This is a genomic window from Luteolibacter sp., assembly GCF_039920825.1.
In the GTDB taxonomy this organism is placed as follows: domain Bacteria; phylum Verrucomicrobiota; class Verrucomicrobiia; order Verrucomicrobiales; family Akkermansiaceae; genus Luteolibacter.
Genome location: NZ_JBDSCX010000077.1, coordinates 70,730 through 84,535, shown reverse-complemented (window position 1 = coordinate 84,535; position 13,806 = coordinate 70,730). Strand labels below are relative to the sequence as shown.

Below are 13,806 nucleotides of genomic sequence, written 5' to 3'. Positions count from 1 at the left end.
CGGAAACTAGTGCGATGCAGGGCCTCTTGCAAGTAATCCAAAAATGGAGGGAATCCCCAACGATTCATGCGAAAATCGCACAAATCCGGGGTGGTCGCACCTCCGGCGATAGAGCGTGGTCGTCTTGACCCACATCGCCCTTGGGATGAAACTCTTCTCAAACTACGGGAACCGGCATTGAGCAGGTGACCACGCAGCCGTCCGGGATGCCTCGTTGGACAGAGATTCCGGCCCCGATCAGGGCGGCACGATACTGGAGGATATGCAGGCCCATGCCGGTTTCCCCGCCTGGCTCCGGTGGCGTGAAGCCGATGCCATTGTCCGTAATGGTGAGTGTTAGGATGCCGTTTTCCTGTAGAAATGCGATCTGGATGTGGGTCGCGCTCCCGTGCTTGAGCGCGTTGTTGATGGCCTCCTGGACGATGCGGTAGAGATGGATCTCCGTCGGCTTTCCGAAGCTGAATTCGTCGGCTGCCGTTACCTTGCAGGACACTTTGGATAACAGCTCCGTCCTCAGGGCCAGGTCCTGCAACGCGAGGATCAGGCCACCTCGCTCCAGTTCGACCGGATAGAACGATTTCGCGAGATTGCGCGTGGTGGTGATGCTCTGGGTGAGGCAACTGGCGATGCGCTCTGCGTCCGCGGCGCATGGATGAACCTCTTTCTGAAGCCGGCTGACCAGAACTTGGGAGAGCATGCCGATCCCTGCGAGCTGCTGCCCGAGATCATCGTGGAGGTCTTGGCCCAGCCGGGTTTGTTCGCGTTCGCTCAACTTGAGGATCTCGCCTTCCAGCCGGCGGCGCGCGGCGATTTCGCTCTCCAGTTCGCGGACCGTGCTGCGGAGTTCTGTTGTCCGCTCGACCACGGATTCGGCGAGCTTGGCATTGAAATTCCTCAATGCCTCCTCCGCAGCTTTTTGTTCGGTGATGTCCACGAAGGTTCCGAGGCTGCCGGTCACGTTCCCTTTGGCGTCGAAGAGGGGAATGGCATTTCCAAGAATCCGGCAAATGTCCCCGTTTGTGAATACCAGTTCCAGCTCGGAGTCGACAACGGGCTGCCCGGTGGACGCTGCCCTCGAGATCGGCAACTCCTCGGCGCTCAGTAGCTGACCTTCGCGGAAAACCCGGAAGTCCATGTCGGGCGAGTGGAGAAAGATGTCCGATTGCTCGCCGAGACGGAGCAATTTCCTGCCGGTGGGATTCGTGGTGATGAATTCGGAGCCCGCGCCACGGCCGATGAAGATGGCCACCGGAACTTCCCGCATGACCGTTTCCAGTTCGGCGGTGCGTGCGGATAGGGCGAGCTCGGCTACTTTGAGCCGGGTGATATTGGTGTGGGCGATGATGGCCCCCCCGACATTCGCCGGTGCGGCGCTTGCATGCATGAGGAACCAGCGTTTTTCGGTCGGAGAATCGCACGGGTATTCCAAATAGTATTCTCCCGCGCGTCCATTGAGGACGGATTCGATTCCCGCAAGCGCTTCGTCGGCAAGCGGATCGCCAGCGCGCGCGGAATTCGCTATGACATGGAGGTAATTGGAATCCAGTCTGGCGGATTTGTGGGACGGGCTGCCGTTTTCCCGTCCAAAGCGAAGCCAGGATTCATTCACCGCCAGAATATTGCCGGACCGGTCGAGAACGGCGATTTCCGCAGGAATGGCATCCAGAACCGCCGCTTTGAATTGCTCGTGCTGGTGCGCCATCTCGTCCGCAATTTTGTTGTCGGTAATGTCACGAATGATGCCTGCATAGGTGGCTGATGGGCCCGACATTTCCCCCAGCGCCCGCCCGCATACCCGGATCCAGCGGACATTCCCGTCGCGGCGCCGGATGCGGCATTCAAAATCCCAGCCCAGTTGCGTTGCGAACCCGTCCTCCAATAGCCGGGCGACCTCCTCGCGATCATCGGGCACGAGATGCGCCATGAAATCGTCGTGGGTCCACGTGGGCAGCATCGTTTCATATCCGAAGATCTGGTCATGCCTGAGAGAACGAACGACCGAGCCGTCGGCGAAATTCATACGCCAGAGGCCTGTTTTCTCCGCCTCCATGGCGAAACGAAGCAGCTCCTCGCTCTCCACCAGCGCTTGTTCCGCCCGTTTGCGCGGGGTGACATCGCTTGCCGCGCCGAACCATTCGACGATTTCCCCGGTGGCATCCTGGATCGGAACCGCTCGCGAGATCGTCCAGCCCAAGCTGCCGTCCGCCTGTCGGACCCGGTGTTCCAACTGGAAGGTACTCTTGGTCCGGATGGCCTCATCGATGGCCGCCATGACCTGCGGCTGATCGTCCGGATAGATGTATTCCTTGAGCCAGTTGCGGTTAGCCTCGACGGTAGGAGCGAGAAAATCCCGGCTTTGGAGCTGGATCATCTGGCTCCAATCCGGAGTCATCTGATAGACCACGTCGGAAATGGCGGTGACGAGCGCGCGGAAGCGTTCCTCGCTCTTGCGCAGCGCGGCGTCGCCTTTCCGGCGTTCTTTTTGTTCCCTGGCAAGCTGCCAGAAGGCTCCTCCGACCAGGGCGAACGCGGTCAAACTCGCGGATACAACCGCCCAGCGGGTCGCGCGAGTGCTGGATTCGCTTTTATTCAACCGTCTTTCAAACTGCGTGTGTTCGTGGTCCGACATTTCCGTGGCGACTCGATAGATTCTCTCCAGCATCCTCTCGCCTCTCCCGGTGGCCACGTTTTTCTGAACCGCCTCGAAGCCTTCCTTCCTTCGCAACTGGACATGGTTCTTGGCCAGTTGCTCCCGGTCGGCGATCCCTTCCCCGAGTTCCGACAGCCGCTGCATCTGGGAAGGGCTGTCGGTGACCAGCAATTTCAATTGCGCCATGGCGGCATCCCGGTCCATTACCGCCTGCAGGTGTTTGGCCATGAATTCTTCGTCGCCGGTGATCAGGAATCCACGGTGACTCACCGAATCATAGCTGACAATTTTGACCAGCTTCTCAATGACCGCCATAACCTCCTGGGAGTGTTCAACCCGCCGTGCATCGGCCGTCATCCGCATCGTGCTGTGAAACGAAATTGCGGCGACCCCGGCCAGCAGCAGCAGCGCGAGGACAAAAGCGGCGGTAATCCTCTTGTAGGTCGGGAGTTTCATTTGAAGAGCCCAGAGGCTGATACAATGACTGGTCGCCTTGAAAAGTCGCTACATTTCTCGTCGCGCCCTGGAGCTATCAACGGGTTGTGGTAGAAACCCGGCGCGCCCCTAGTCTTGCGAGGGGGAATCGGCGAGCAACTGTTGGAGTCCCGCCTCATCGAGAATCGCAACACCGAGTTTCTCCGCCTTGTCGCGCTTCGAACCACCGCCTTCGCCAGCGAGGACGAAATTGGTTTTCGCGGAAACGGAACCGCTGACCTTGCCGCCTTTGGATTCAATGAACTCCTTCATCGCGTCACGGTCCATGCTCAGCGTGCCGGTGATGACGAAGGTTTTTCCGGCGAGCGGCATGGCTGATAGATCGGCTTCGGCAGCGACGGGCAGGTAGTTGTCGGAAACCGGATCGATGCCGAGTTCCGCGAGGCGGGCGAGGACGTGCCGGCCTGCTTCGGATTTGAAAAACGTGGTGATCGTCTCCGCCACCGCGGGGCCGACGTCGCCGGTGATGGAGTATTTTGCGAGGAACTCGTTCTGCTTCTTCGCGGTGGCGCGGGTGTCGCGCAGGAGTTCCGCGAGGATTTCGGAGTCCGCGATTTCGCCGATGGTGTGATGGAGGCGGGAAAGTTCCTTCGCCGCGGACTCGCCTAACTGGCGGATCCCCATCGCGAATAGCCAACGGTGAAGTGGCTTGGATTTCGCCGCTTCGAGCGCTGATAGAACTTTGGCGGCATTCTTCTCTCCAAAGCGGCGCGGAGATTCGTCGGTGCCGAGATTGAGATTGGCCAGAGTTTCTTCAGTGAGGCGGAAAAGGTCGAGTGGCGTCGTGCAATGTCCATGACGGACGAGTGCCTCGGCGACGATTTCACCGAGTCCGTCGAGATCGAGAGCCTTGCGGGAAGCGAAGTGTTTGATGCTGGTGACCGCTTGGGCGGGACAGGCGAAGTTCGTGCAGCGCCAGGCGACGAACCCTTCTTCTTGCGAAATCGGGCCGCCGCACGACGGGCATTTTCCTTCGACGCTGTCGTAGAGCGAATAGGGAACCGCACCGTCCGCGTGGCGGATGATCTTGACGATGGCGGGGATGATTTCGCCCGCTTTCTCGATGAGCACCGTCGCTCCGAGACGGATGTCCTTTTTGGTGATTTCGTCCTGGTTGTGAAGGGTGGCGCGGGAAACCGTAGAGCCGGAAACCAGCACGGGTGTCAGCTCGGCCACGGGTGTTAGGACCCCGGTGCGCCCGACTTGGATGATGATGTTGTTGAGCGTGGTTTCCTTTTGCTCGGGAAGGAATTTGTAAGCGGCGGCCCAGCGAGGGGCACGGGACGTGAAGCCCAGTTGCTCGCGCTCGGCGCGGTCGAGGACCTTGATGACCGCGCCGTCGGTGCCGTAGTCGAAGTGGTGGCGCTTGATGTTGATCTGTGCAACTGCTGCTAGAAGCTCTTCGAGGTTGCCGGCATTGAGAATCGGAAGATTCTGCGGGATGCCTAGAGCTCCCAACAGATCGTGGAATTGATGTTCGGTTTCCAGCGACGGACCGTCGTAAGCGCCGAGGCCGTGGGCGAGAAACGCGAGCGGACGCTTGGCGACGATTTTCGGGTCGAGCAGCTTGAGCGTTCCTGCGGCGGAGTTGCGCGGGTTGGCGAAGGTGGGAAGCCCTGCTTCGTCGCGTTCGGCATTGAGCGCGGCGAACGCTTCGTTCGGCATGAAAATTTCGCCACGGACTTCCAGCAGTGAAGGATGCGGCGAGGGAAGAACGAGCGGGATGTTACGAATTGTCCGCACATTATGCGTCACATCGTCGCCGGTTTGGCCGTCGCCGCGGGTGGCGGCGTAGGCGAGTTTACCGTCGCGGTAGAGGAGGGAAACGGCGGCTCCGTCGATTTTTGGTTCGATGGTGATCGCGACGTCTTCGTGTTTCAGATTCTTTTGAAGCCGCTGATAGAAGTCGATCAATTCCTGTTCAGGGCGACTGGCCCCTGCTTTTTCCATGCTCTCGGCGCTGAGTTCGAACACGTCATCGATGCTGAGCATCGGGACCGCGTGCTTGATCTGTTGGAAGCCTTCGATGGGGGCGCCGCCGACCCGCAGGGTGGGGGAGTTCGGATCATGGAACTCGGGATGCTTTTGTTCCAGGTCCTCCAGTTCACGGAAGAGCTTGTCGTATTCCGCATCGGAGATTTCCGGCGTGGCCTTGTTATAATAGAGCCGGTTGTGGTGATCGAGCGAGGATCGCAGGGCAAGGATCCGTTCCTGCGGATCGGGTTGCGGCGGGGTGGAAAAGAGGTCGAGATCGGCCATGGCGGGAGTCTCGGTTTGGCGGGCGGCAATTCAAGAACCGAGTCAGTGCGGCCGGCTCATGGGACTTCCACTTGCTGGATCTTTTTCTGCGTGAAGCGCACGACGAGTTGGTATTTTTTCCCGTCGCGGGCCGTCCCGAGCAGGGCTCCTCCGCCGCTTTCGAGCGCCCACAGGTGGGATGGGGAAAAGGTTCCGTCGGAGAGACTGGACATCGCCGGCATCGGTCCTTTTTGCACCGGTTGGCCGTAGAGCGTGCTCAGGAGCTCGACCATCGCCGTCCAAGTGGGTTCGAGGTCGCTCTTGTAGGCGGTGTCTGGAAGGAGTTCCGTTTGAAGGGTGAGTTCCTTGAGGCTTCCGTCATCGGTCCAGTCGAAATAGAGCGAGGCCTTGACCTTGCCGATTTTCTGGCGGGTGAAAAAGACTCCGTTGAGTCCGGAGCGGCCGAGAAATGCCTCGTCGGTGGTCATTTCGACGATCTTGCTGGCTTTGAGTTTTTTTTCCACCGTCTCGCGGCTGTCGCCGAAAAGCAGGGTGTCGAAAACCGCTGCCGGATCGGGGTCTCCATTCCCGACAGGAGTGAGCGAGTGGTTTGCGTTCAGCCATTTGGTTTCGTCGGCGTGAAGCTTGGTCAACTCGATGGTCGTTTCCTTCCCGCTGTCGAGGCGGATGGTGACCGTGGCGGCGTCACGCTTCACGAAATCCCCTTGGACGGTCTTCATTCCGTCGGCGCTCTTCCACGGCCTCGTTTCGGCAAATGCGGGGAAAGCGGAGGCGGCGGTGAGCAGAAAAATCAGTGGAAATCGGGGTGGCATGGGCATGTGGAAGCAGATGACATACACAAACTCATCCGCTTGTCTAACGTCGCGGTGTGATTTTTTTGACAAGCATCAAGCCGAGCCGCGTTTGGCATCGACTTCATTTCGACAATCACCGCAGGCTGAATTCGCCCGAGACGATGATGATTTTCAATCGAACCAATCCCCGGATGATCATTGGCTGGCTGCTAATTGCCGGTGCGATAAGCGTGTTTGTTCTGGTAGTCGGGAAAACGGATCAGCCGACCACACGTCCCGGTGTCTCCGCATCCTCTTCCACCGAACCTCTTACCGACGGGGCGACCCGGCAGTCATTCAATTCCGGGAAGCGGGAGCGCATATCCCAGCCGGAATCGGTCACCGACACTGTTGCCAGCCGCCGTCTTGAAGACGAACTCGCCGCCGGAAAACTCGGGGCCATCGAAGAAACCCTGACCACTCTGGCGGAGACTCGCCAACTCGGCTTGGTGGCCGGTGTGCTGAAAAAATGGTGCCGGGAGGGCGGTGTCGAAGTCGCCCAATGGTGTCTCGTGTATTCCGAGGACAGCGACCCGGAGCTATCACTCACCCTCTGTGCGGAAGCCCTATCCAATCCATCCGACGTCATCCGCGACATGGCTGCCGCACGGTTGGAAAACAAAACCGGGACACGGTTTTCTAACGCATCTGACGCCCGGGCCTGGCTGTCGAGCCAACCGAAGCACTGAGCGGATCAATCCGATGTCGCCAGCGCACCCAGTGTTTTCCAGTTTCCCGGACTAAGCACCACCCGGCCACCGTCGAAAATACGGACAAACTGCCAACTCTCGCTGGCCTGCAGGATGATTCCCCTGCGACACAGCGTCAGCGGTCCACCCTCGAACTGCAAAATCCGGCGATCACTCACAAATTCGAATTTGTCAGAACAGATCAATGTTTTTTCGGAAGCGGAAGGAGTCATCCACGCCTGAATTCCGCCGCTTCCAGTGAGATGCATCATTCGCTCCAGTTCCACGACCGTCTCGCGGATACGGATGCCACCCAGGCTGAAGAGGCATGACTTCGGGGCGAGAATGGCCGTCCGTCCTACGAGATCCATTTCGAATATGCCAAGATCGATTTGCCCTCCCTGACGTCCCATGATCATGAAGTCCGAAGCCCGGCGAATGCCGGTTTGATTCGGAACCAGCTCCTCCGTCACCCGACTCCAGCATTTGAGAAATGTCGTCAGATCCCCTGCGAAATCCTGAACCTGTCCGATGGGAGTCATCTCCGTGCCGGAAAGATGGCGGCCGGGACGAAAGGGGGAAGGGGGAGCGCATGTGAGTTCTTCCCATGTCTCATCTCCTGCGGGCGGAGGTGGTTTCACCAGAGAGCTCAGGTGGATTTCGAAGTCGTCCGAAAAGTCGAATCTCCGCGACTTCACTTCACCCGTCAGTCGCGAACCTTCGAAACGCATGCCAAGCGCGTTCCCTTGGAAGGGTCCTCGCGTTTGAAGCGTGCCCGTCATGAAATCATAAACCGCCTCCGGAGCCGTGACCGAATAGGAACGATCTCCACCTCCTCCCCGGAAGGCAAAACCGTCGATCCACATGAGATTGGCCGGATCCCGGATCTCGGCATTTTTGGCAACCAGCACCTGTCCTTGATTCCCGTCTCGGGAGTTGATCTGATAGGAAAAATCCTTCAACCCCATGCCGGGACGCATGATTTTCGACATCATTGCGGAACTTCCGGCAGCGTCCACCATGCCGGATACCGCGGGTAACAACGCAATTGACCAAAGCGGAAGTGCCAGCCGACGGAAATTCATCGAATGAGGTGGGAACCAACGACCGGCGAATGCCAAATGCCGGATGGAATACTCAGAGCTGGATATTGAGCGTCTTGTTCACACTGACCGCTCCCCCTCCGGCTGCGCTGAGGGTGATCGTTAGGGTTGCCTTTCCCGCAGGCATGAAATCAGGGATGGTCAGGATCTCCACGGATGACTGTTCACCTGACAAATTGTTCAATTCCTTTTTCGTCTTCGCCGCTCCGCCCGAGTCCGCAGGCAGGGTGGCGAGTGCGGCAAGCTTCCCGGACAGGGTTACCGGCGTGTTCGAGCCGGTAGGCAGCACGGAAAGAACGTAGGTGAGGGTGACATTCTTGTTTGCAATGAGCTGGATGTCAGTCACTGAGAGTTTCAATTTGACGTCCTGGCCGACTCTCGCACTGGTGATCTCCTTGCCCGTCTTCAGAGAGAGGATTTTCAACGAACCATCTAATTTTTCCGCTCCGATGGCGGGTAGGGAGCTGAGGGCGAGGGCGATAATCAGGGGAGATACTTTGTTTTTCATGTCGTAATCAAAATGATCTCTCTAGCAGACAGGCGTCAAGCTGAATCCTGATGACGGGAACCGTCATTGTTGGCAAAGCAGAAAAGGAAGTCCCGTTAATTCCACCTTCGATTCTGATGGATCGCCGTTCTGCTTACCTCAATGCCCCTGCGGCTTCTGCCTCGGCTCCCATTCTTTTCTCGAACGCGAGCGGACTGATAGAACCACAGGAATGCCCGGCGCCGGGTGGGCGGCGCGGTATTTGTTGACGATGTAGGACTCGTAGCTCTGGGCCATGAGGCGCTTGTCGTTGACGAAGAGGACGATGGTAGGCACCGGGATGACGCTGTATTTCTCCTCCACGGCGGCAGTGGCGTAATAGAGCTTGAGGCGTTTGCGGAGCTTGTTGTCGATCGGCGGCGGGGTGGCTTCGAAGGCACCTTGGAGTATGCGATTGAGCTGGCCGGTGCCGGGAATGTTCTGCGCGCCTTTTTTGATTTTCAGGGCTTCCTTGAGCACGTGCTCGACGGAGCCGCCGGTTTTCGCAGAGCAGGCGACGAAGGGGGCGTAGTGGAGGAAGAAGAGTTCCTTTTTGACGTGCTCGGTCGCTTCTTCCAACCGCGCGGTGCGGTTGGCTCCGGGGTGGAAGAGGTCGAATTTATTGAGAACAATCAGGCAGGGTTTTTTCTCCTCCATGATGAGCTGCGCGATCTTGCGATCCATGGAGGTGATGCCTGCTGCCAGATCGATGACGAGCACGCAGAGATCGGAGCGACGGACCGCCTTCTCGGTGCGCATGGCGGAGAAGACTTCGACGGAGTTGTCGCGCTTCGCCCGCGGACGGAGACCGGCGGTGTCGATGAGGGTGAAATTTTCTCCTGCAAACGAGTAGGGGAGATCGACGGCATCGCGGGTGGTGCCGGCGATTTCGGAGACGATCGTGCGCTCGTCTTTGAGGATCGCGTTGACCAGCGAGGATTTACCGGCGTTCGGCTTGCCGACGATGGCGAGCTTGATGCCGACCGCTTCGGCGACGACGGCTTCGGCTTCGGTTTCGGATACGAGCGGGGCGATGACCGTGTCGATTTCATCGCAGAGATGGCCGAAATTGCGGCCGTGTTCGGCGGAAACGAAGACGCTGTTGCCAAGGCCCAGGCGGGTGAAATCCGAGTGGGAGTTCTCGTGCTTGTCGTCGTCCACCTTGTTGATGACGAGCAGGACGGGCGGCTTGGCCTTGCGGAGTTTTTGCGCGAGCGCCTGATCGACGGCAGTCAGTCCGGAATGCGCATCGACCACGAAGAGGATCAGATCCGCCGTTTGCATCGCGATATCCGCTTCGATGGAAACCTGTTCGTCGAAACCATCCTCGATGCCACCGCCGATACCGCCGGTATCGATGAGTGTGCAGGCAACCTGTGTGGCCTGCGATGGCGCGGCGATGCGGTCGCGGGTGACGCCCGGTTGGTCGTGGACAATGGCGATCTTCCTCCCGGCAAGGCGGTTGAAGAGAGCGGACTTGCCGACATTAGGGCGTCCGACGATGGCAACGGTGGGCATGGGAAATAGAATGCGGAATGAATGAGCCGGCAACAAGACCGGAGAGGACCAGAAAGAAAAACCCCGCCTTTGCAGGCGGGGTTGATTTTACCGAAACAGGGATGGCGGAGCGGACGGGACTCGAACCCGCGACCTCCAACGTGACAGGCTGGCGCTCTAACCAACTGAGCTACCGCTCCATGTCCCGTTCGGGTGCGGGAAGCTATTTAGCCGACCCGGACTGCGCAATCACTTTTTTAACCTTTTCTGACTTTTTTTTCAGTGGCGTTTTGAGGGTCAGGAAAGCGCTTCAACGGCGGTTTCCAGAGAGGCCAGATCCTCGACAGAATGGACGATTGCTTCCTTGTCGATCTTCGAAACGAGACCGGCGATGACCTTGCCGGGGCCGAGTTCGAGGAAGGTTTTGTGACCCATCGCGATGAGTGCCTGGATGGATTCCGTCCAGCGCACGGAGCCGGTGACCTGCTTTTTCAGCATGCTGCGGATCTCGGGGGGATCGGAAACCGGGGAGGCTCCGAAATTGCAAATGACGGGCACGGACGGGGGCTTGATATAGACCGTGGAGAGCTCGGCGGCGAGCTGGTCTTGGGCGCTTTGCATCAGGCGCGAGTGGTAGGCTCCGGCGACGTTCAGCTTGATCGCGCGGCGGATTCCAAATTCCTTGGCTTGGGCAATGGCGGCGTCGATCCCGGCAACCGTGCCGGAAATCACGATCTGCCCAGGGGCGTTCAAATTCGCGACATCGACGTCGGCCGCCGCTGCGAGCGCGCGGACTTGCGCTTCATCGCCGCCAATCAATGCGGCCATCGAGCCTTCGGTCGCTTTACAAGCTTCCTCCATGAATTCGCCACGGCGGGCGACCAAACGCAGTCCATCCTCGAAGGAAAAACTTCCCGCCGCCGCGTGGGCGGTAAATTCCCCCAGCGAAAGTCCCGCCGCGGCGACCGGCACGAAATCCGGCAGTCGCTCGCGGATCAATTCCAGTGCGATCAAGCCGTGAAGATACAGCGCGGGCTGGCAGCGCGAGGTTTTCGTCAGCTCCTCGTCGGGGCCGTCGAACATGATGTCCGAGATGGAAAACCCGAGGACCTTGTCAGCCTGAATGGCCATTTTGCGGGCCGTGGCGGAGGATTCCACCCAATCCTTGCCCATGCCCACCTTCTGGGCGCCTTGTCCGGAGAATAAAAGAACGATTTGGCTCATGTCCCGCGAGGTTTAGGTAAATCCAAGCGACGAGGAAAGTGGAAATACGGCGCGGTTTTCCTTCCCGCCTTGTGGGTTGCTGAAATTACGCGATTCTAGCGGCATCCACCTGATGCCCCGATTTTCGACGTTCGTTTTTTCCGTTTTCGCCGCACTGGCGCTTTCTTCCTGCCAGACCGTTCATTTCTACGGTCAGGCTGTTAGCGGGCAGTATGAGATCCTCGCCAGGAGCCGGTCTAACAAAGTGGTGATGGCCGATCCCGCCAGTCCGCCGTTGCTTCGCCGCCAGCTTGCTTCAATCGAGGAAATCCGCGGTTTCGCCAGCGATCAACTTCTCCTGCCGGGAGACGAAAGTTACGGGCGCTATACAGACCTTGGACGCCCGCACGTCGTTTGGGTGCTTTACGCCGCACCGGAGTTTTCGCTCGAACCGAAGACCTGGTTCTATCCTGCAATCGGTGAAATGGACTACCGCGGCTATTTTCACGAAGATGACACTACCGCGCTTGCGAGCCAGCTTCGCAACGAGGGCTACGACGTTTATGTCGGCGGGGTGGATGCCTATTCGACGCTCGGCTGGTTTCATGATCCGGTGTTGAATACGTTCGTCGATTATCCGGACATCGATCTGGCGGAAACGCTTTTCCATGAACTCACGCATCGCAAGGTGTTCCATCGCGGCGATACGGTGTTTAATGAATCGCTCGCGAACGCCGTAGCGGAAGAAGGTGTGAAGCGCTGGTTGAAATTCCACGGACGCGATGCCGACCTTCGGAAATACGAGGGCCGCCTGGTCCGGAGGCGCGAGTTCTATCATGAAATCGACATCGCCCGCGCGAACCTGAAAACGCTCTATGCTTCCGGGCAGCCAGCCTCGGTGATGCGGTCGCGAAAGGCGGCGATTCTCGAAAAACTGCGCGATCAATTCCGCGAACTCCGCCGCCGCTGGGGCGGTCACGGCCTCGAATCCTGGCTGGAGGAAGACCTGAACAACGGCCACATTGTCTCGCTGGATCTTTACTTCCAGCAAATGCCGGTTTTCGAAAAACTGCTTGCCGAATGTAATGGCGATTTGAAGTTGTTTTTCAAGAAGGCGGATTGCCTGAAACTCCCATGAATACCCAGCCTAACAAAATGCGCATCGAGCGCGACTCGATGGGTGAAATGGAAGTCCCGGCCGATGCGCTCTACGGCGCGTCCACCCGGCGGGCGGTGCTGAATTTTCCGATCTCCGGAAACGGCCTGCCGCTGCCGCTCATTCACGCTTACGGGATGATCAAAAAGGCCGCCGCTCTCACCAACTCGGAACTCGGTCTGCTTGATCCGGCGCTCGCTGCAAAAATTGCGGAAGCCGCCGATGAGATTGCGAATGGAAAACACGACGCGCAATTTCCCGTGGACGTCTATCAGACCGGCTCCGGCACCTCGACCAACACGAATGTCAACGAGGTGATCGTGAACCGCTGCGCCCAACTTGGAGTGACCGTTCATCCTAATGACCATGTGAATCTCGGGCAATCGTCCAACGACACGTTTCCCACGGCGATTCACCTATCGGCTGCGGTGGAGATCGCAAATCGTCTGGTTCCGGCGCTCGAAAAACTGGCGGACGCCTTGGAAGCGAAGTCCGGCGAGTTTCATGATGTTCTCAAAATCGGCCGGACGCATCTGATGGATGCCACACCAGTTAGGCTCGGCCAGGAATTCGGCGGCTGGTCACGGCAGGCTCGGCTCTCGGCGTCCCGTGCGCGCAAGGCGGTCGATGCGCTGGCGGAACTTTCGTTAGGCGGCACGGCGGTTGGCACGGGACTCAACGCGCATCCGGAGTTCGCTGCGAGGACCATCAGGCTGCTGGCGAAGGTTACCGGGATTCCGTTTCTTGAGGCGGAAAATCATTTCGAAGCGCAGGCAGCGAAGGATGCCTGTGTGGAGGCTCACGGCCAGCTTGCGACCATCGCTGTTTCCCTGCACAAGATCGCCAGCGATATTCGCTTGTTAGGTTCCGGTCCGCGTTGCGGGGTGGGGGAGATCCGGCTGCCCGTCACCCAGCCCGGTTCGTCGATCATGCCGGGGAAGGTCAATCCGGTGATGTCGGAATCGGTCACGATGGTCGCCGCGCGCGTCGCGGGAAACCAAACGACGCTCGCGTGGTGCGGCGTTGGCGGATTTCTCGAACTCAATGTTTCGATGCCGTTGCTCGGAGCTTGTTTGCTGGAATCGATTGGATTGCTGGCGAATGTGGCGAACGCGTTTCGTGAGTGTTGTGTGGAGGGGATTCAAGCGGATGAAAAGCGCTGCAACGAACTGATCGAGTTGTCGCTGTCGATGGTCACCGCACTTGCTCCGCGCATCGGCTATGATCGGGCGGCGGCGATTGCAAAGGAGTCGGTGGCCAGCGGACGGCCGGTGAGGGAAATTTGTGAAAGCCGTTTGGTGGAGTTGGGCATCACTGCTTCGGAGTTGGAGGAATTGCTGGATCCGGCCCGGATGAGCGGCGATGCGGGGTAGCCGAGCACGGCGCTTGCGATTT

10 protein-coding genes and 1 tRNA gene are annotated in these 13,806 nt (G+C 58.9%); 3 read left to right on the top strand and 8 right to left on the bottom strand.

The window, feature by feature from the left end:
- Window positions 1-157: 157 nt before the first annotated feature.
- The 3 genes from ABIQ96_RS21810 to ABIQ96_RS21800 form a co-directional block, all read right to left on the bottom strand.
- Window positions 158-3,106, bottom strand: coding sequence for a PAS domain-containing protein (locus tag ABIQ96_RS21810; protein ID WP_348216758.1), 2,949 nt, complete (start codon window positions 3,104-3,106; stop codon window positions 158-160).
- Between the two features lie 108 nt (window positions 3,107-3,214).
- Complete coding sequence (ligA, locus tag ABIQ96_RS21805) at window positions 3,215-5,404, bottom strand: NAD-dependent DNA ligase LigA (RefSeq protein WP_348216757.1); 2,190 nt, start codon at window positions 5,402-5,404, stop codon at window positions 3,215-3,217.
- Window positions 5,405-5,460: 56 nt separating this feature from the next.
- Entirely contained in the window at window positions 5,461-6,216 is a 756-nt protein-coding gene (locus ABIQ96_RS21800) for a hypothetical protein (protein ID WP_348216756.1), read from the bottom strand.
- Window positions 6,217-6,389: 173 nt separating this feature from the next.
- On the opposite strand from ABIQ96_RS21800, the gene ABIQ96_RS21795 reads away from it, so the two are divergent.
- Window positions 6,390-6,926 (top strand): hypothetical protein, encoded by a 537-nt coding sequence (locus ABIQ96_RS21795; protein WP_348216755.1) that lies wholly within the window; start codon window positions 6,390-6,392, stop codon window positions 6,924-6,926.
- Between the two features lie 5 nt (window positions 6,927-6,931).
- Here ABIQ96_RS21795 and ABIQ96_RS21790 read toward each other — a convergent pair whose 3' ends face one another.
- The 5 genes from ABIQ96_RS21790 to fabD all read right to left on the bottom strand — a co-directional run bounded on the left by ABIQ96_RS21790 (window position 6,932) and on the right by fabD (window position 11,276).
- Window positions 6,932-8,011 carry a hypothetical protein gene (locus ABIQ96_RS21790; RefSeq protein WP_348216754.1) on the bottom strand — a complete coding sequence of 360 codons (1,080 nt, stop codon included), beginning with the start codon at window positions 8,009-8,011 and terminating at the stop codon, window positions 6,932-6,934.
- Between the two features lie 52 nt (window positions 8,012-8,063).
- Window positions 8,064-8,537, bottom strand: a complete 474-nt coding sequence (locus ABIQ96_RS21785; protein WP_348216753.1) for a hypothetical protein — start codon at window positions 8,535-8,537, stop codon at window positions 8,064-8,066.
- Window positions 8,538-8,675: 138 nt separating this feature from the next.
- The gene (gene der / locus ABIQ96_RS21780; protein ID WP_348216752.1) at window positions 8,676-10,073 is read right to left on the bottom strand and encodes a ribosome biogenesis GTPase Der; all 1,398 of its coding nucleotides are present in this window, start codon (window positions 10,071-10,073) and stop codon (window positions 8,676-8,678) included.
- Between the two features lie 102 nt (window positions 10,074-10,175).
- Window positions 10,176-10,252, bottom strand: a tRNA-Asp gene (locus ABIQ96_RS21775).
- 97 nt (window positions 10,253-10,349) lie between these two features.
- Entirely contained in the window at window positions 10,350-11,276 is a 927-nt protein-coding gene (gene fabD / locus ABIQ96_RS21770) for an ACP S-malonyltransferase (protein WP_348216751.1), read from the bottom strand.
- Window positions 11,277-11,388: 112 nt separating this feature from the next.
- Here fabD and ABIQ96_RS21765 point away from each other — a divergent pair, with 112 nt between their 5' ends.
- Window positions 11,389-12,393, top strand: coding sequence for an aminopeptidase (locus ABIQ96_RS21765; protein WP_348216750.1), 1,005 nt, complete (start codon window positions 11,389-11,391; stop codon window positions 12,391-12,393).
- Window positions 12,390-13,784, top strand: a complete 1,395-nt coding sequence (locus ABIQ96_RS21760; RefSeq protein ID WP_348216749.1) for a class II fumarate hydratase — start codon at window positions 12,390-12,392, stop codon at window positions 13,782-13,784. Before ABIQ96_RS21765 ends, ABIQ96_RS21760 begins: the two co-directional genes overlap by 4 nt.
- Window positions 13,785-13,806: the final 22 nt, after the last annotated feature.

Excerpts from the sequence above, each read along its gene's own strand:
- ligA (WP_348216757.1), bottom strand. The coding sequence starts at position 5,404 with ATGGCCGATCTCGACCTCTTTTCCACCCCGCCGCAACCCGATCCGCAG.
- der (WP_348216752.1), bottom strand. The coding sequence starts at position 10,073 with ATGCCCACCGTTGCCATCGTCGGACGCCCTAATGTCGGCAAGTCCGCT.
- ABIQ96_RS21790 (WP_348216754.1), bottom strand. The coding sequence starts at position 8,011 with ATGAATTTCCGTCGGCTGGCACTTCCGCTTTGGTCAATTGCGTTGTTA.
- fabD (WP_348216751.1), bottom strand. The coding sequence starts at position 11,276 with ATGAGCCAAATCGTTCTTTTATTCTCCGGACAAGGCGCCCAGAAGGTG.
- ABIQ96_RS21810 (WP_348216758.1), bottom strand. The coding sequence starts at position 3,106 with ATGAAACTCCCGACCTACAAGAGGATTACCGCCGCTTTTGTCCTCGCG.
- ABIQ96_RS21800 (WP_348216756.1), bottom strand. The coding sequence starts at position 6,216 with ATGCCACCCCGATTTCCACTGATTTTTCTGCTCACCGCCGCCTCCGCT.
- ABIQ96_RS21785 (WP_348216753.1), bottom strand. The coding sequence starts at position 8,537 with ATGAAAAACAAAGTATCTCCCCTGATTATCGCCCTCGCCCTCAGCTCC.
- ABIQ96_RS21795 (WP_348216755.1), top strand. The coding sequence starts at position 6,390 with ATGATCATTGGCTGGCTGCTAATTGCCGGTGCGATAAGCGTGTTTGTT.
- ABIQ96_RS21765 (WP_348216750.1), top strand. The coding sequence starts at position 11,389 with ATGCCCCGATTTTCGACGTTCGTTTTTTCCGTTTTCGCCGCACTGGCG.
- ABIQ96_RS21760 (WP_348216749.1), top strand. The coding sequence starts at position 12,390 with ATGAATACCCAGCCTAACAAAATGCGCATCGAGCGCGACTCGATGGGT.